Origin of the sequence: Amaricoccus solimangrovi (assembly GCF_006385685.1) — a bacterium.
Lineage (GTDB): Bacteria > Pseudomonadota > Alphaproteobacteria > Rhodobacterales > Rhodobacteraceae > Amaricoccus > Amaricoccus solimangrovi.
The window spans coordinates 65,239-81,656 of sequence record NZ_VFRP01000011.1; the positions used below are offsets into that span (position 1 = coordinate 65,239).

18 protein-coding genes are annotated in these 16,418 nt (G+C 69.6%); 16 read left to right on the forward strand and 2 right to left on the reverse strand.

Annotation, left to right across the window (positions count from 1 at the left end; genetic code table 11):
* Nucleotides 1-68 precede the first annotated feature (68 nt).
* Nucleotides 69-626, forward strand: a complete 558-nt coding sequence (locus tag FJM51_RS12475) for an SH3 domain-containing protein (protein ID WP_140454478.1) — start codon at nt 69-71, stop codon at nt 624-626.
* Between the two features lie 150 nt (nt 627-776).
* On the forward strand, nt 777-1,262 hold the full coding sequence (locus tag FJM51_RS12480; protein ID WP_140454479.1) for a cytochrome b: 486 nt from the start codon (nt 777-779) through the stop codon (nt 1,260-1,262).
* A 19-nt stretch (nt 1,263-1,281) separates the two neighbouring features.
* On the opposite strand, the gene irrA is transcribed toward FJM51_RS12480, so the two are convergent.
* Nucleotides 1,282-1,722 carry an iron response transcriptional regulator IrrA gene (gene irrA / locus FJM51_RS12485; RefSeq protein WP_140454480.1) on the reverse strand — a complete coding sequence of 147 codons (441 nt, stop codon included), beginning with the start codon at nt 1,720-1,722 and terminating at the stop codon, nt 1,282-1,284.
* A gap of 187 nt (nt 1,723-1,909) precedes the next feature.
* On the opposite strand from irrA, the gene fabA reads away from it, so the two are divergent.
* Genes fabA through FJM51_RS12515 form a run of 6 tightly spaced genes read left to right on the forward strand, consistent with a single transcriptional unit; the run spans nt 1,910 to nt 6,992 of the window.
* Nucleotides 1,910-2,416: a 3-hydroxyacyl-[acyl-carrier-protein] dehydratase FabA gene (gene fabA / locus FJM51_RS12490; protein ID WP_140454481.1), complete on the forward strand. Its 507-nt coding sequence runs from the start codon at nt 1,910-1,912 to the stop codon at nt 2,414-2,416.
* 18 nt (nt 2,417-2,434) lie between these two features.
* Nucleotides 2,435-3,664 (forward strand): beta-ketoacyl-ACP synthase I, encoded by a 1,230-nt coding sequence (fabB, locus tag FJM51_RS12495; RefSeq protein ID WP_140454482.1) that lies wholly within the window; start codon nt 2,435-2,437, stop codon nt 3,662-3,664.
* Nucleotides 3,657-4,481, forward strand: a complete 825-nt coding sequence (locus tag FJM51_RS12500) for an enoyl-ACP reductase FabI (protein ID WP_233713100.1) — start codon at nt 3,657-3,659, stop codon at nt 4,479-4,481. The genes fabB and FJM51_RS12500 overlap by 8 nt, the downstream gene beginning before the upstream one ends.
* Nucleotides 4,482-4,492: 11 nt before the next feature.
* The gene (locus FJM51_RS12505) at nt 4,493-5,185 is read left to right on the forward strand and encodes a haloacid dehalogenase type II (RefSeq protein ID WP_140454483.1); all 693 of its coding nucleotides are present in this window, start codon (nt 4,493-4,495) and stop codon (nt 5,183-5,185) included.
* Nucleotides 5,182-6,018: an alpha/beta fold hydrolase gene (locus FJM51_RS12510; RefSeq protein ID WP_140454484.1), complete on the forward strand. Its 837-nt coding sequence runs from the start codon at nt 5,182-5,184 to the stop codon at nt 6,016-6,018. Before FJM51_RS12505 ends, FJM51_RS12510 begins: the two co-directional genes overlap by 4 nt.
* Nucleotides 6,015-6,992: a threonine ammonia-lyase gene (locus tag FJM51_RS12515; RefSeq protein WP_140454485.1), complete on the forward strand. Its 978-nt coding sequence runs from the start codon at nt 6,015-6,017 to the stop codon at nt 6,990-6,992. The genes FJM51_RS12510 and FJM51_RS12515 overlap by 4 nt, the downstream gene beginning before the upstream one ends.
* Nucleotides 6,993-7,025: 33 nt before the next feature.
* Here FJM51_RS12515 and FJM51_RS12520 read toward each other — a convergent pair whose 3' ends face one another.
* Entirely contained in the window at nt 7,026-7,568 is a 543-nt protein-coding gene (locus FJM51_RS12520; protein WP_140454486.1) for an NADPH-dependent FMN reductase, read from the reverse strand.
* A 370-nt stretch (nt 7,569-7,938) separates the two neighbouring features.
* Here FJM51_RS12520 and FJM51_RS12525 point away from each other — a divergent pair, with 370 nt between their 5' ends.
* The 8 genes from FJM51_RS12525 (at nt 7,939) to FJM51_RS12560 (ending at nt 16,416) form a co-directional block, all read left to right on the forward strand.
* The gene (locus tag FJM51_RS12525) at nt 7,939-8,436 is read left to right on the forward strand and encodes a hypothetical protein (protein ID WP_140454487.1); all 498 of its coding nucleotides are present in this window, start codon (nt 7,939-7,941) and stop codon (nt 8,434-8,436) included.
* A 53-nt stretch (nt 8,437-8,489) separates the two neighbouring features.
* Entirely contained in the window at nt 8,490-10,538 is a 2,049-nt protein-coding gene (locus FJM51_RS12530) for a M3 family metallopeptidase (RefSeq protein ID WP_140454488.1), read from the forward strand.
* 399 nt (nt 10,539-10,937) lie between these two features.
* On the forward strand, nt 10,938-11,354 hold the full coding sequence (locus FJM51_RS12535; protein WP_140454489.1) for a Ros/MucR family transcriptional regulator: 417 nt from the start codon (nt 10,938-10,940) through the stop codon (nt 11,352-11,354).
* An 81-nt stretch (nt 11,355-11,435) separates the two neighbouring features.
* Complete coding sequence (gene miaB, locus FJM51_RS12540; RefSeq protein WP_140454490.1) at nt 11,436-12,758, forward strand: tRNA (N6-isopentenyl adenosine(37)-C2)-methylthiotransferase MiaB; 1,323 nt, start codon at nt 11,436-11,438, stop codon at nt 12,756-12,758.
* 1 nt (nt 12,759) lies between these two features.
* Complete coding sequence (locus FJM51_RS12545) at nt 12,760-13,839, forward strand: radical SAM family protein (RefSeq protein WP_140454491.1); 1,080 nt, start codon at nt 12,760-12,762, stop codon at nt 13,837-13,839.
* 106 nt (nt 13,840-13,945) lie between these two features.
* Nucleotides 13,946-14,965 (forward strand): PhoH family protein, encoded by a 1,020-nt coding sequence (locus FJM51_RS12550; RefSeq protein WP_140454492.1) that lies wholly within the window; start codon nt 13,946-13,948, stop codon nt 14,963-14,965.
* Between the two features lie 9 nt (nt 14,966-14,974).
* Complete coding sequence (gene ybeY / locus FJM51_RS12555) at nt 14,975-15,478, forward strand: rRNA maturation RNase YbeY (RefSeq protein ID WP_140454493.1); 504 nt, start codon at nt 14,975-14,977, stop codon at nt 15,476-15,478.
* Between the two features lie 38 nt (nt 15,479-15,516).
* On the forward strand, nt 15,517-16,416 hold the full coding sequence (locus tag FJM51_RS12560; protein ID WP_140454494.1) for a hemolysin family protein: 900 nt from the start codon (nt 15,517-15,519) through the stop codon (nt 16,414-16,416).
* Nucleotides 16,417-16,418 lie beyond the last annotated feature (2 nt).

Below are 16,418 nucleotides of genomic sequence, written 5' to 3' on the forward strand. Positions count from 1 at the left end.
ATAATTGCACGGGGGGTCCGGCGGAATCCAGATACTTCCCGGCGTACGAAGGTCGAGAGCAGGAACTCATGGCTGAACCCTATCGCTGGGCCGCGCGCGCCGTCGCGGGGCTCGCCGCGCTGGCGTCGCTCGCCGCCGCCGCGCCGGCCGAGGAGGCGGCGGCGCCCGCCGCCGCGCCCCAGGCTGTCGCCTCCGGCGTCGGCCCCGTCACCCACCTGCCGCTGCCCCGTTTCGTCTCGATGCGCGGCGAGACGGCCAATGCTCGGCGCGGGCCGAGCCTCGACCAGCGCGTGGACTGGGAGTTCCGCCACCGCGGCATGCCGCTCGAGGTCACGGCGGAATACGGCAACTGGCGGCGCGTGCGCGACGTGGACGGCAAGGGCGGCTGGGTGCACCACGCGCTGCTCTCGGGCACGCGTACCGCGCTCGTGATCGGCGCGGATCGGGTCGCGCTCCGTGACCGGCCGGAGGAGGCGGCGCGGATCGTCGCGCTGGCCGACCCCGGCGCCATCGGCCGGATCGACGCCTGCGCGGGCGCCTGGTGCGAGATCAGCGCGGCGGGCAGCGAGGGCTGGCTGCCGCGCGCCGCGATCTGGGGCGTCTCGCCGGACGAGACGATCGACTGACCGCTCTCACGCCTCCGTCATTCGCCGCCATCGTAAGGAGAGCGCAAGCTCGGCCCTTCACGAGACTCGGACGCGAGGTCGCCGCGCGCGCGGGCACGACGGCGTCCCGCGCGGACATGGGCCCCGGAGGGGGTGCGAGGGAGTCAATCGATGGGCGAACGTGAGGGCTACAGCGGGGCGCAGATCGCGCTGCACTGGTCGATAGCCGGGCTGATCCTCTTCAACTATCTCTACAGCGACGGCATGGGCCGCGCCTTCGACGCCTCGCTCGAGGGCGGGTCGCCGGTCAATCCGGAGATCAATCCGAGCATTCACGTCTGGGTCGGGGTCGCGGTGCTCGTGCTCGTCCTGCTCCGGTTCCTCGTCCGGGCGCGGTCCGGCGTGCCGGCGGCGGCCGGGGCGGGTGCCATGCGGCACGCGGCGCACTGGGGTCACCGTCTGCTCTACGCGCTGATGGTGCTCGTCCCCGCGCTCGGGGCGGTCACATGGTTCGGCGGGATCGAGGCGACGGCCGACCTGCATTCGCTGCTTGCGAACGCGCTCATGATCGTCGCGGGCGGCCACGCGGCGATCGCGCTCTTCCACCACTTCGTGCTGCGCGACCGGGTCATCGTCCGGATGCTGCGCGCCCGCTGAGGGCCGGGCGGCCGCCGGGTCAGGCGACCTGGCGGCGCAGCCGGATCACGACGTCGACGCGGCTCAGCGTCGCGCCCTCGGGCAGCGTGGGCGCGCCCACGAGGCGCACGGCCTCGTTCGGCGCGTCGGTGAGCAGCCCGTCCTCTTCCCAGTAGTAGTGCGGATGATCGTCGATGCGCGTGTCGAAATAGGAGCGCGTGCCATCCACCGTCACCTCGTTCATGAGGCCGGCGGAACAGAAGGCGCGCAGCGTGTTGTAGACGGTCGCGAGCGAGACCGAGACCTCAAGCGAGCGGGCGGCCTCGTGCAGCCCCTCGGCGGTCACGTGGCGATCCCGGCCATCCCCGATCAGGAGTTCCGCGAGGGCGAGGCGCTGGCGCGTCGGCCGGAGGCCCGCCCCGGTCAACCATTTCGCGGCGCTGAGCCGCGCTTGCCGACGATCCGGTTCCGCACCCGGCATTTTTGGCCTCCGAAGACAGCTACCCAGAACACATAACGAAATGGCTCAGGATTTTCCAGTGCCTTCCGGATCCGCCGCCCGGCGCCGCAGCCCGCGCCGGGGGGGCCTTGCGCCGCGCGCGCCCCGGATGCTAGGGATCGCGCGGTTTTTGACAGACAATGAACAGTCCCAGCGACTGGGAGCAGCGATGAACGACCGCCCGACCAGCATCGATTACGAAGGCCTTCTCTCCTGCGCGCGGGGAGAGTTGTTCGGCCCGGGCAACCCGCAGCTTCCGGCGCCGCCGATGCTCATGTTCGACCGGATCACCGAGATCTCGTCCGACGGCGGTTCCAACGGCCTCGGCCATGTCGTCGCCGAACTCGAGGTGAAGCCGGATCTCTGGTTCTTCGCCTGCCACTTCATCGGCGATCCGGTGATGCCGGGCTGCCTCGGGCTCGACGCGCTCTGGCAGCTCACCGGCTTCGCGCTCGGCTGGCGGGGGATGCTCGGCCGGGGCCGCGCGCTCGGCGTCGGCGAGGTGAAGTTCACGGGCATGGTCACGCCCGATGTCAAGCTTGTCGAGTACAACGTTGATTTCACGAGGATCATTGATCGCAAGCTGAAGCTTGGCATGGCCAACGGGACCATGAAGGCGGATGGCAAGGTGATCTATACCGCCACCGACATGAAGGTCGGGCTGTTTCAGGAATAATCCCGAGGAGGATCCGCCATGCGCCGCGTCGTCGTCACCGGACTCGGCATCGTCTCTTCGATCGGCTGCGACGCCGACGCCGTGGCCGCCGCGCTGAAGGCGGGTAGGTCGGGCATCAGCTTCGCCCCCGACTACGCCGAGCACGGCTTCCGCAGCCAGGTGCAGGGCAAGCCCGAGATCGACGTCTCCGAGCATATCGACAAGCGCCAGCTCCGCTTCATGGGGGACGGCGCGGCCTATGCCTACATCGCCATGCAGCAGGCGATCGCGGACTCGGGCCTCGAGGAGAGCGACGTCTCGAACGAGCGGACCGGCCTCATCGCCGGTTCGGGCGGCCCCTCGACGCGCAACATGTTCGAGGCGCACCGCACGGTGATCGAGAAGGGCGGGCCAAAGCGGATGGGTCCGTTCATGGTCACGCGCTGCATGTCCTCGACCGTCTCGGCCTGTCTCGCGACGCCGTTCAGGATCAAGGGGCTCAACTACTCGATCACCTCGGCCTGCTCGACCTCGGCCCATTGCATCGGCAACGGGGTGGAGCAGATCCAGTTCGGCAAGCAGGACATCGTCTTCGCCGGCGGCGGCGAGGAACTCGACTGGACGCTCTCGTGCCTCTTCGACGCGATGGGGGCGATGAGCTCGAAGTTCAACAACCGTCCCGAGGCGGCCTCGCGCGCCTTCGACGTCGAGCGCGACGGCTTCGTGATCGCGGGCGGCGGCGGCATGGTCGTGCTCGAGGAGCTCGAGCATGCGAAGGCGCGCGGCGCGAAGATCTACGCCGAGGTGACCGGCTATGGCGCGACCTCCGACGGGCACGACATGGTCGCGCCCTCGGGCTATGGTGGAGAGCGGGCGATGCGGCTCGCGCTCCAGTCGCTCGATCCCGACCGCAAGGTCGGCTACATCAACGCGCATGGCACCTCCACCCCGGTCGGCGACGTGCCGGAGGTGGAGGCGGTGCGCCGCGTCTTCGGCGACGGGACGACCCCGCCGATCAGTTCCACCAAGTCCATGACCGGTCACAGCCAGGGCGCGACCGGCGCGCAGGAGGCGATCTACTGCATGCTGATGCTGCGCGACGATTTCATCGCTCCGTCGATCAATGTCGACACGCTCGACCCGGCGATCCGGCCGGAGGAGATCGCGACCGCCCGGGTCGACGAGGCGGGGCTCGACTCCGTCATGTCCAACAGCTTCGGCTTCGGCGGCACCAACGCGTCGCTCATCATGAGCCGCTACCATGGGTGAGGCCTGGACCGAGGAGAAGATGGCGCGCGCGGGCCTGCTCGCGGGGAAGCGGGCGCTGATCCTCGGGGTCGCGAACGACCATTCCATCGCCTGGGGCATCGCGAAGGCGATGCGCGCGGCGGGCGCGGAACTGGCCTTCACCTACCAGGGCACCGGCTTCGGCCGCCGTGTCGTGCCGCTGGCCGAATCGGTCGGCGCGCGGCACATCCTGCCCGCGGACGTGCAGGATCCCGCCTCGCTCGACACCGTCTTCGAGACGCTCCGCGCCGCCTGGGGCGGGCTCGACATCCTCGTCCATGCGATCGCCTATTCCGACAAGGCCGAGCTCGACGGGAAGTTCCTCGACACGAGCCGGAAGAATTTCCTCAATTCCCTCGATGTCTCCTGCTACAGCCTCGTGGAGCTGACGCGCCGCGCGGCGCCGCTGATGGCGCCGGGAAGCTCGATCATCACGCTCACCTATATCGGGGCGCAGCGGGTGACGCCGCATTACAACGTCATGGGCGTCGCCAAGGCCGCGCTCGAGGCCTCGGTGCGCTATCTCGCCAACGACGTCGGGCCAGACGGGATCCGCGTCAATGCGATCAGCGCGGGGCCGATGCGCACGCTCGCCGGCGCCGCGATCTCCGGCGCGCGCAAGGTCTATCACGCGGTCGAGCGCAACGCGCCGCTCCGCGCCAATGCGACGCTCGAGGCGGTGGGCGGCACGGCGGTCTATCTCGCCTCCGATCTCGGCGCCTCGGTGACGGGCGAGGTCATCTTCGTCGACGGCGGCTTCCATGTGCTCGGCATGGCGCAGCCGGAATATCTGCCCTGAGGAGCGCGACGGTGTTCCGGGCCATCGTCTTCGACGCCTACGGAACGCTGTTCGATGTCGACGCCGCGGCGCGCCATGTCGCGGCGGAACCGGGGCGGCACGGATTCGCCGCCGTCTGGCCCCGTGTGTCGGCCGACTGGCGGCGCAAGCAGCTCGAATACACTTGGCTCCGCGCCATCACCGGCACCCACGCCGATTTCTGGCAAGTCACCCGGGAGTCGCTCGACTGGGCGCTGGAGGCCGCCGGCATGGCCGGGCACGACCTGCGCGAGCGGCTGCTGGCGCTCTATTGGGAGCTCGATGCCTTCCCGGAGGCGGCCGAGGTGCTCGACGGGCTGCGCGGCGACGGTTTCGCGACCGCGATCCTGTCGAATGGCACGCCCGAACTGATCGAGGCCGCCGTCCGCCACGCCGGGCTCGCCGACCGCTTCGACGCGCTGATCTCGGTCGAGGAGGCGGGCGTCTACAAGCCCTCGCCCAAGGTCTACGATCTCGCGACCGCGCGCTTCGGTTGCAAACCGGACGAAATCCTGTTCGTCTCCTCGAACGGCTGGGACGCCTGCTCGGCGGCCGGCCACGGGTTCCGGACGGTCTGGGTCAACCGCGGCCGCGCGCCGGCGGAACGCCTGGCGGCGGCGCCCGATCGGGAGACGCATGACCTGACGGGGGTGCTCGCGGTGGCACGCGGGGAAGGAGGCCGATGACGCGGCGGTTCACGACTTCGGACGGGCTTTCGCTCGCCTATACCGACACCGGGGAGGGGCGGGCGCTGCTCGGCCTGCCGGGGCTGACGCGCAACGCGGCGGATTTCGAGGATCTCGCGGCGGCGCTCGGCGGGCGCCATCGCCTGATCGCGCTGACCTCGCGCGGCCGGCACGGCTCGGATTTCGATCCGGAGTGGAAGAACTACAACGTCGCGGTCGAGGGGCGGGACGTGATCGAATTGCTCGATCACCTCGGCCTTGATAAGGTGACCATCGTCGGCACGTCGCGCGGTGGGCTGATCGCGATGCTGCTCGCGGCGGTCGCCCGGGATCGGCTGGCGGCGGTTCTGCTCAACGACATCGGCCCGGAGATCGACGCGGTGGGCCTCGACCGGATCATGGGCTACCTCGGGATCGCGCCGAAAGGCCGGACCTACGCCGACGTCGCCGCCGCGCTCCGCGCCACGAGCGGGGCCGAATTCCCCGATGTGCCGCTCGAACGGTGGGAGATCAGCGCGCGGCGCTGGTTCGCGGAGACGCCCGACGGGATCGGGCTCAACTACGATCCGAAGCTCCGCGACGCGGTGCTCGAGGGCTCGGCGGCGCCGACGCCCGACATGTGGCCGCTCTTCGACGCTTTCGCAGGCATTCCGCTCGCCGTGCTCCGGGGCGCGAATTCCGATCTCCTGTCGCGCGAGACGGTGGCGGAGATGGCGCGGCGCCGGCCCGACCTGATCGCGGCCGAGGTGCCGAACCGGGGGCACGTGCCCTTCCTTGACGAGCCTGAGGCGCTCGGCGCGCTCGACGCGTTGCTGGCGAGACCGGCGGCATGAGCGATTTCGCGGCGATCCGGGCGGCGGCGGATCGCGCGCGGGGGCGTATCCGGCGCACGCCGCTGCTGACGAGCCCGGCGCTCGACCGGTTGGCCGGGCGCCGCGTCTGGCTGAAGGCCGAATGCCTTCAGGTCACCGGATCCTTCAAGGCGCGCGGCGGCTGGGCCGCGCTCTCGGCGCTGCCGGCCCAGGCGCGGGCGCGCGGGGTTCTCGCCTTCTCCTCGGGCAACCACGCCCAGGGCGTGGCGCGGGCGGCGCTGGAATTCGGCGCGCCGGCGGTGATCCTGATGCCCTCCGACGCGCCTTCGGTGAAGGTCGAGAACACCCGCGCGCTCGGGGCCGAGGTCGTGCTCTACGACCGCGCGACGCAGGACCGCTACGAGATCGGCGCGCGCATCGCGGAGGAGCGGGGGCTGACCATCATCCCGCCCTACGACCATCCGGAGGTGATCGCGGGGCAGGGGACCACCGGGCTCGAGATCGCCGAGCAGGCACGCGCGGCGGGCATCGCGCGCGCCGACGTGCTCGTCTGCTGCGGCGGCGGCGGGCTCAGCGCCGGCGTCGCGCTCGCGCTCGAGGCGCTGGCGCCGGGTCTGCGCGTGCGCCCGACCGAGCCGGAGCGGTTCGACGACATGGCGCGCTCGCTCGCCGCGCATGCGCGCGTCGAGAACGCGGCGCTCTCGGGGTCGGTCTGCGATGCGATCCTGACGGTGCGGCCGGGCGAGATGACCTTCCCGATCCTCTCGCGGCTCGCGGGCCCCGGGCTCGTCGTCTCCGACGAGGAGGCGCTGCGCGCCGTGGCGCTCGCCTTCGCGCATCTGCGCGTGGTGCTGGAGCCGGGCGGGGCGGTCGCGCTCGCCGCCGCGCTCTTCCATGGCGACGAGATCGCGGGCGACAGCGTGATCGCCATCGGCTCGGGCGGCAATGTCGATTCGACGCTCTTCGCCCGGACGATCCAGCGCTACGCGGTCTGAGGGGCGGGCGCCCGGCGCGCCCGCCCCCGGGACTCATCCGTGCTTCTCGATCCAGGCCGAGAATTTCTCGAGGAAGCCCCGCATGATCTCGCGGGTCTTGTCGCTGGTGAAATTCCCTTCCGCGTCGATCCCTTCCGGCTTGAAGCTGTAGTAGAGTTCCGGCTGGCCCATCAGGACCATGCCGCGGCCAACCACGATGGAGCGCAGCTGCGCCTGCGCCGCCGCGGTGCCGATCGCCCCGCCCGAGGCGCCGGTGATGGCGGCCGGCTTGCCGGGCCAGCTTGGCTGGCCCACGGGCCGCGATCCCCAGTCGATCGCGTTCTTCGTCGCCGGCGTGAAGGAGCGGTTGTATTCCGGCGTCACGAACAGGACCGCGTCGGCGGCCTCGACTGAGCGCTTGAGCGCGAAGACGCTCTCCGGCGGGTCGGGCCAGAGATCCTCGTTGTAGAGCGGCAGGTCGAGGCTCGGATAGTCGAACTCGAAGAGATCGGCGCCGAGCTTTCCGAGCGCCTTCGCATAGGTCCTGTTGATCGAGGCGGCCCTCAGGCTGCCGACGAGCACGGAGATCTTCCGCATTCCAGTTTCCTTCCCTTGCCTCCCGGGCCTCCGCTACTCTAGCGCCCGGAAGGCATCAGGAAAGGGCGCGCGGTTCCCCCGGCCCGAACCCGTAGGGCGGACTTCAGTCCGCCGCCCCCCGGCCCGCCGCCCCCGGCCCGCCGCCCCCGGTCCGCCGCCCCCCCCCCGGTCCCGCGATTGCCGGATTGCGCTTCGCCCCCCGCGCCTTTAGACGAATCCTTGCGAGGACGAAGGCGGTACGACGACAGATCGCGGGCCATTCCGACCCGGAACCATTCACGAGACCGCCGCGTTTCACCGCTGCCCGGGGTACGCGGATCCCCGGCCCGGGCAAGGCGTTGCCCGGTCAAACGCAAGGAGGGATACCGTCATGAAGGCTTTCGCATTGCTGACCGCCTCGGCGCTGGCGCTCGCCGCCTGTTCCGGCGAACCGGAGATGCCGACCAGGCTGCCGATTTCGGAGATCACCGTGAACACGGACCTGAGCGCGATCGGCAACCGGAGCGCCGTGAACTACTGGTCGAACCTCAGCACCGACCTGAAGACGGCGCTCGCGAATGAATTCGTGAACGATATCGCGCCGGGCGGCGCGCAGCTGACGGTCGACGTGGACGAACTCGCGCTGGCGCAATCCTACAGCCAGGGTCTCACGCAGAATTCGACGCTGAAGGGCCAGGTCATCGTCAACCACCGCGGCACCGTGGCGGGCACCTACAACGTGACGGCGACGATGGCCGAGGCCATGGCCAGCGAGGAACAGGGGGGCAAGACGCCGCCCGCGCCGGACAGCACCGAATCCTATCAGGCGCTCCTGAAGGCCTTCGCCCGCGGCGTGGACCAGCAGATCAACCCCGTTCCCGCCCCTTGACCTGACCCTGGAACCTCCCGATCTTCCGCGAGCGAAGAGATCGGGAGGTTTTCATGTCTGGGGCGAGCGCGAAGGGTGTCGAGACGCTGATCGGGCAATGGCACGGGCCGTTCGGCCTGCCCGGTTTCGACCGGATCGAGGTCGAGGCCTTCGCCCCCGCCTTCGACGCCGCGATGGCGAAGGCGCGGGCCGAGATCGACGCGATCGCCGGCGATCCGGCGGCGCCGAGCTTCGCGAACACGATCGAGGCGATGGAGCGCGCGGAGGCGGAGCTCGACCGCGTCTCGGCCATCTTCTTCAACATCGCCGGCGCCCATTCCAGCGACGCGCTGGAGGCGCTGCGCCGCGATCTGAGCCCGAAGCTCTCGGCGCATGGCTCGGCCACGATGATGAACGCCGCGCTCTTCGCGCGGATCGACGGGCTGATGCGCGCCATCGACACGCTCGGCCTGACGGCGGAGCAGCGCCGGGTGCTGACGCTCTACCACCGGATGTTCCGTCGCGCGGGCGCCAAGCTCGAGGGCGCCGACCGGGCGCGGCTGACCGCCGTCATGAGCCGGCTCGCCTCGCTCGGGACCGCCTTCGGCCAGAACGTGCTGGCCGACGAGAAATCCTGGGAGATGGAGCTGGCCCCCGGCGATCTCGAGGGGCTGCCGGATTTCGTCGTCGCCGCGGCCGCCGAGGCCGCGCGGGAGCGGGGGCGGGCCGGACATGTGGTGACGCTGTCGCGGAGCCTCATCGTGCCCTTCCTGCAGTTCTCGCCCCGGCGCGACCTGCGCGAGAAGGCGTTCCGCGCCTGGGTCGCGCGCGGCGCGAACGGGGGCGAGACGGACAACCGGGCGATCGTCGCCGAGACGCTGGCGCTCCGCGAGGAACGGGCGCGGCTGCTCGGCTATCCGACCTTCGCCGCCTTCAAGCTCGAGACCGAGATGGCGAAGACGCCCGAGGCGGTGCGCGACCTGCTCACCGCCGTCTGGACCCCGGCGCGGGCGCGGGCGGAGGCCGACGCCGCGCGCCTGGGCGCGCTCATGCGCGAGGACGGGGTGAATGGCGATCTCGAACCCTGGGACTGGCGCTACTATTCCGCGATCCGCCAGAAGCGGGAGCACGATCTCGACGAGGCGGAACTGAAGCCCTATCTCGAACTCGATCACATGATCGCGGCGGCCTTCGACGTGGCGGGCCGGCTCTTCGGCCTCGACTTCACGCCGGTCGATGCGCCGCTCTATCACCCCGATGCCCGGGCCTGGGAGGTCCGGCGGGACGGGCGGCACATGGGCGTCTTCATCGGCGACTATTTCGCGCGCCCCTCGAAACGCTCCGGCGCCTGGTGCTCCTCCTTCCGCGCGCAGTCGAAATTCGACGGCGAGGTCCGGCCCATCGTCGTCAACGTCTGCAACTTCGCCAAGGCGCCGGAGGGGGCGGCGAACCTGCTCACCTTCGACGACGCGCGCACGCTCTTCCACGAATTCGGCCACGCGCTGCACAACCTCCTCTCCGACGTGACCTATCCCTTCATCTCCGGCACCTCGGTCGCGCGCGATTTCGTGGAACTGCCGAGCCAGCTCTACGAACACTGGCTGTCCGTGCCCGAGATTCTCGCCAGACACGCCCGCCATGCGCGCACCGGGGAGCCGATGCCGGCGGATCTGCTCGAACGGCTGCTCGCGGCGCGCAACTACGACCAGGGCTTCGCCACGGTCGAATACGTGACCTCGGCGATGGTCGATCTCGACTTCCACGCCGGACCCGCGCCGGCGGATCCGATGGCGGCCGAGGCCGCGACTCTCGGCCGGCTCGGCGTTCCCCATGCGATCCGGATGCGCCATGCCACGCCGCATTTCGCGCATGTCTTCACCGGAGACGGCTATTCGTCCGGCTACTATTCCTACATGTGGTCGGAAGTAATGGACGCCGATGCCTTCGCCGCCTTCGAGGAAACCGGCGATCCGTTCGATCCGGCGATGGCCGGACGGCTCGCGGCCAGCGTCTATTCCGCCGGCGGATCGCGCGACGCGGCGGAGCTTTACGCCGAATTTCGCGGCCGCCTTCCCGGCGTCGAGGCGCTGCTGCGCCAGCGCGGGCTGCTCGATCCGGTCTGATCCGGCGGATCTTGGCCTCGAATCCCCCCTGAAAGGCGCGCCGGCGGCGCGTCTTGCTCGCGTATGAGCGGAATCACGCTGATCGCTATGCGACGGCGGCTTGCGGTATCGTTAAACTCCCACTAACGGCTTAGAACCTGTCCTTCAACGGAGGCGGTCAGGCCAAGGTCTGCCCCGTTGAGGCGGCACCGGGGATCTTACCGGGGTATCCGCGCGATTTGCGAGCTCTCACGTTTCGGTGAGAGAATTTTTATCGTTATTTTTATGGAACTCTTGTTTCTTGTATGAGATCTAAATAAAGTAGTATCATATCGGTATCGTGGAGCACGACCGATTGTCTCATACAGTCCCGGCCGGCCCAGATCGGATGCCACGGGTTAAAACAGGAAAGAGTTGAGGATGATCGAAGATCAGACCATTGGGCGGGGCGAGATCCTGGCTCTGACGACCGAAATCGTTTCGGCCCATCTGGCGAATAACGCGGTGGTCCAGAACGAGGTGCCGGAGCTTATCCAGTCGGTTTTCGCGAAGCTGAGCGAACTCGCCTCCGGCGAGGAGGCCGCTTCGGTCGAGCTGACCCCCGCCGTGCCGATCAAGAAGTCGGTGACGGACGATTACATCATCTGTCTCGAGGACGGCAAGAAGCTCAAGATGCTGAAGCGCCACCTGATGACCGCCTACAACATGACGCCGGAGGAGTACCGGACGAAGTGGGGCCTGAAGGCGGATTACCCGATGGTCGCGCCGAACTACGCCGCGAAGCGCCAGGAGCTCGCGAAGAAGATCGGGCTTGGCCGGAAGCCCCGGGCGAAGTAAACCCGGCCAGCGCCAACCATGGAACGCGGAAGGCACCCGGGCGAAGGTCCGGCGTGCCTTTCGGCTTTGAGGGGGTCGGGAATGTCCGCGCCGGTAAAGAAGCTCTTCGTCAAGACCTATGGCTGTCAGATGAACGTCTATGACAGCGAGCGGATGACCTCCGCCCTGGCCACGCGCGGCTACGAGGCGACGGAGACGGCCGAGGACGCCGACCTGATCCTGCTCAACACCTGCCACATCCGGGAGAAGGCGGCCGAGAAGGTCTATTCCGACATCGGCCGGCTGCGTCCGCTGAAGGCCGCGCGGCCGGATCTGCGGATCGGGGTGACCGGCTGCGTCGCCCAGGCCGAGGGCGGGGAGATCCTGCGCCGGACGCCGCTCGTCGATCTCGTCGTCGGGCCGCAGGCCTATCACCGCCTGCCCGGGATGCTCGACCGGATCGGGGAGGGGGAGCGGCCGGTCGACACGGACTTCCCTGCGGAAGACAAGTTCGACCACCTGCCCGAGGCGCCGCGCGCGCGCCGCGCCCCGACGGCCTTCCTCACCGTCCAGGAGGGCTGCGACAAGTTCTGCGCCTTCTGCGTCGTGCCCTATACGCGCGGCGCGGAAGTGTCGCGCCCGGCGGGCCGCCTGCTCGCGGAGGCGCGCGATCTGGTCGCCCGCGGCGTGGCCGAGATCACGCTGCTCGGGCAGAACGTGAATGCCTATCGCGACGAGAACGGGGAGACGCTGGCCGGGCTCATCGGCGAGCTCGCGGCGATCGAGGGGCTGGAGCGGATCCGCTACACCACCTCGCATCCGAACGACATGGGCGCGGACCTGATCGCCGCGCACGGGGCGGAGCCGAAGCTCATGCCCTTCCTGCACCTGCCGGTACAGTCGGGAAGCGACCGGATCCTGAAGGCGATGAACCGCAGGCACACGGCCGAGCAGTATCTGCGCCTGATCGAGCGCATCCGCGCCGCGCGGCCCGACATCGCGCTCTCGGGCGATTTCATCACCGGCTTCCCCGGCGAGACCGAGGCCGATTTCGCCGAGACGCTCGCGCTCGTCGAGGCGGTCAACTACGCCCAGGCCTTCTCCTTCGCCTATTCGCCTCGCCCGGGCACGCCCGCGGCCGGGCGCGAGGATCTGCCGCGCGAGGTGAAGGCCGAGCGGCTCCGGCGGCTGCAGGAGCTCCTCGGGCGGCAGCAGGCGGCGTTCCAGGCCAGCATGGTCGGCCGGGACCTCGCCGTGCTGGTCGAGAAGCCGGGACGCGAGCCGGGGCAGGTGGCGGGCAAGTCGCCCTATCTCAACGCGATCCAGATCGACGCGGGCGCCGAGACGATCGGCCGGGTGGTGCGCGCGCGTGTCACGGCGTCGGGACGGAACTCCCTCTTCGGCGACCTGCTCGACGCGGCCTGATATGGACGGCGCGGAGAAAGCGGCCGGGATCGGCTGCGTCCATTTCGACATCACCGATCTCTGCAACGCGGGCTGCCCGCAATGCCCGCGCACCGATCCCAACGGTTGCCGTCCCCAGGAGTGGCTTCGCAAGCATGCGGGCAGCCTCGAGGAGTTCCGCGCCTACAGCCCGCCGGAACTGCTCGCCTCGCTCGACTCGGCCTATTTCTGCGGCAATTACGGCGACGCGGCGGTGGTGCCGGATCTGATCGGGATCCTCGGCTACTGCTGGGAGGCCAATCCGAAGCTGAAGCTGCAGCTTCACACCAACGCGGGGATGCGCGGACGGGACTGGTGGGTGGAACTGGCCGAGGCGGCGAAGGGCCGGCGCTTCAGCGTGATCGCCGCGATCGACGGCGCGAGCCAGGAGACGAACAGCCTCTATCGCGTGCGCACCGATTTCGAGCGCGTCATCGGCAATCTCACCGCCTTCATCGAGGCGGGCGGCAAGGCCGAATGGCGCATGCTCGTCTTTCGCCACAACGAGCACGAGGTCGCGAAGGCGGAGGCGATGGCGAAGGCGCTCGGCTTCACCGGTTTCCGCGCCTATCCGTCGAACCGGTTCAACGGAGCCGATTTCCGCTACACGCTCGGTGGCCGGCAGTTCGTGCTCGAACCGCCGGCGGCGAAGGTGGCGCCGAAGGTCGAGGGCCGGCATTCGATCGCCTCGGGCGAGCTGACGCGGACCGAGGCCTGGATCGATTGCGAGGCGATCCGGAAATCCACCGCCTATCTCGATTTCGAGGGCTATCTGCTGCCCTGCTGCTACTTCGGGCGGCGGCTCTACATCCACCACCACGGCGGCGCCGGGCGGGACGACCGCGAACTCGCGGCGCTCTTCGACGCCTTCGACATGGAGCGGCTCAACGTCGCCCGGCACGGCTACGAGGCGGCGCGCGCCGCCTATGACGAATTCCTGAAGTTTCTCGCCCCCTACTGGGATCGCCAGGAACCGAAACTCTGCAAGTCGGTTTGCGGCAGGAAGCGGACCGTCCCGGTCGAGGGCGGCGCGTCGGGGGAGGAGGGCGCCGCGCGCCCCTGATCTCCCGCTTGCGCGGTCGGCCCGGCTGGGGCAGTCTCGCGCCAGACGCGTCTCGCAGTCTCTTGCCCCACGGAGGCCGGCCGGCCTCTTGCCCCACGGAGGCCAATTGGCGATCAACGCCCCCTATCCCGCCTTGAGCCCGGACGAAACGTCCGACAGCGCGCTGCAGTTCCCGGACAACCGCCTGCTGATAGATCTCTGCGGAGAACTCGACCGCAACATCGTCCAGATCGAGCAGCGGCTCGGCGTGGCGATCCATCGACGAGGCAACCAGCTCGCGCTGCACGGCTCGCCCCAGGAGCGGGAGGCGGCGGAGCAGGTGCTGCGCGCGCTCTATGCCCGGCTGGAGCAGGGGCGCCCGGTGACGCCGGGCGACATCGACGCGGTGATCCGCATGGGCGGCGCGCCGGAGGCGCGGACCCCCGCGCCCGATCCCGGGCAGCTCGAGATGTTCGACGGCGGGCCGCTGGAGATCCGCACCCGGCGCAAGGTGGTGGAGCCCCGCACGCCGACCCAGCGCGTCTATGTGCGCGACCTGTTCCGGCATGAGCTCGTCTTCGGCCTCGGCCCCGCGGGTACCGGCAAGACCTATCTCGCGGTCGCCGCCGCCGTCGCCATGTTCATCGAGGGGCGGGTCGACAAGATCATCCTCAGCCGTCCCGCGGTGGAGGCGGGCGAGCGGCTCGGCTTCCTGCCCGGCGACATGAAGGACAAGGTCGATCCCTACATGCAGCCGCTCTACGACGCGCTGAACGACTTCTTCCCGCCGAAACAGGTGCAGAAGATGATCGAGGAGAAGCAGATCGAGATCGCGCCGCTCGCCTTCATGCGCGGGCGCACGCTCGCCAACGCCTTCGTCGTGCTCGACGAGGCGCAGAATGCGACGACGATGCAGATGAAGATGTTCCTGACCCGCCTCGGCGAGGGCAGCCGGATGGCGATCACGGGCGACGTGACGCAGATCGACCTGCCGCGCGGCGTGATGTCGGGCCTGATCGAGGCGGAGCGGGTGCTGCGCGGGGTCGACGGCATCGGCTTCGCCTATTTCAAGGCCGAGGACGTGGTGCGCCATCCGCTGGTCGCGCGGATCATCCGCGCCTACGAGAGCGCGCGGCCGGAGGGCTGAGGAACGGCGATGACGGAGACCGGCGGAGAAGCGCCGCTCGTCGATCTGGTGATCGAGGAGCCGCGCTGGGAGGCGCTGGGGCTCGGCCCCCTCGCCGAGGCCGCGGCCCGGCGCGCGCTCGAGGCGGCCGGGCTCGATCCGGCCGCGCACGAGCTGAGCCTGCTCGCCTGCGACGACGCGCGGATCGCGGAGCTGAACGCCGATTTCCGCGGAAAGCCGAAGCCCACCAACGTCTTGTCCTGGCCCGCCTTCGAGGGCGAGGTGCCCGCGCCCGATCCCGAGGACCCCGAGCCGCTCTTCCTCGGCGACCTCGCGCTCGCCTACGAGACCTGCGCGCGGGAGGCGGAGGCGGGGGGTATCAGCCTCGCCGATCACGCGACGCATCTCGTCGTCCACGGGATCCTGCACCTGCTCGGCTACGATCACGAGATGGAGGACGAGGCCGACGCGATGGAATCGTTCGAGACGAAAATACTTGCCAGCCTGGGGGTGGCGGACCCATATTCGCACTAGGAACGCCCCTCGGGCGCCAGGCTTACGGATAGGGAGACATGGGCGAGACACACGACGCGCACCCGGCGACGGGGCAGCACGTTTCGGACGATGGAGATCCGGACAGTCCCGCCAGGTCGACATTCTTCTCGCGGCTGTTCCGGCGCGAGCCTCCCGAGACGGAGGACCGCGCGGATGAAGGCGAGTCGGAGGACGCGGATTCCTCCGGCGAGATGCTCCTGAACCTTCGCAATCTCGCCTCGATGCGCGTGGACGACGTCTCGGTGCCGCGCGCGGAGATCGTGGCGGTCGCCGATGATTGCTCGCTCGAGGATCTGGTCGAGACCTTCCGGGAGAGCACGCTCTCGCGCCTGCCGGTCTATACCGAGAGCCTCGATCAGCCGCGCGGCATGGTCCATCTGAAGGATTTCGCGCTGACCTACGGTTTCGGCGCCCCGGCGGATGGGTTCGCGCTCGAACCGATGATCCGCCCGCTGCTCTACGTGCCGCCCTCGATGCCGATCGGCGCGCTGCTGCACAAGATGCGGGCGGCGCATATCCACATGGCGCTGGTGATCGACGAATACGGCGGGGTCGACGGGCTCGTGACCATAGAGGATCTGGTCGAGCAGATCGTCGGCGACATCGCCGACGAGCATGACGAGGCCGAGAGCCAGCTCTGGGCGCGGGAACCGGACGGGGCGATCGTCGCCCAGGCCAGGGTCGAGCTCGACGATTTCGAGGACGAAACCGGGATCGAGCTGCTGCCGCCCGACCGGGCGGACGAGGTCGACACGCTCGGCGGGCTCGTCGTGCTGCTCGCGGGCCGGGTCCCGGCCGTGGGCGAACTGGTGGAGCATCCCGCCGGCCACGAATTCGAGGTTCTCGACGGCGACGTGCGACGGATCACGCGGCTGCGGCTCCGGCCGGGCGGGGACGTCCGGGCCGCCGCGGAGTAAAT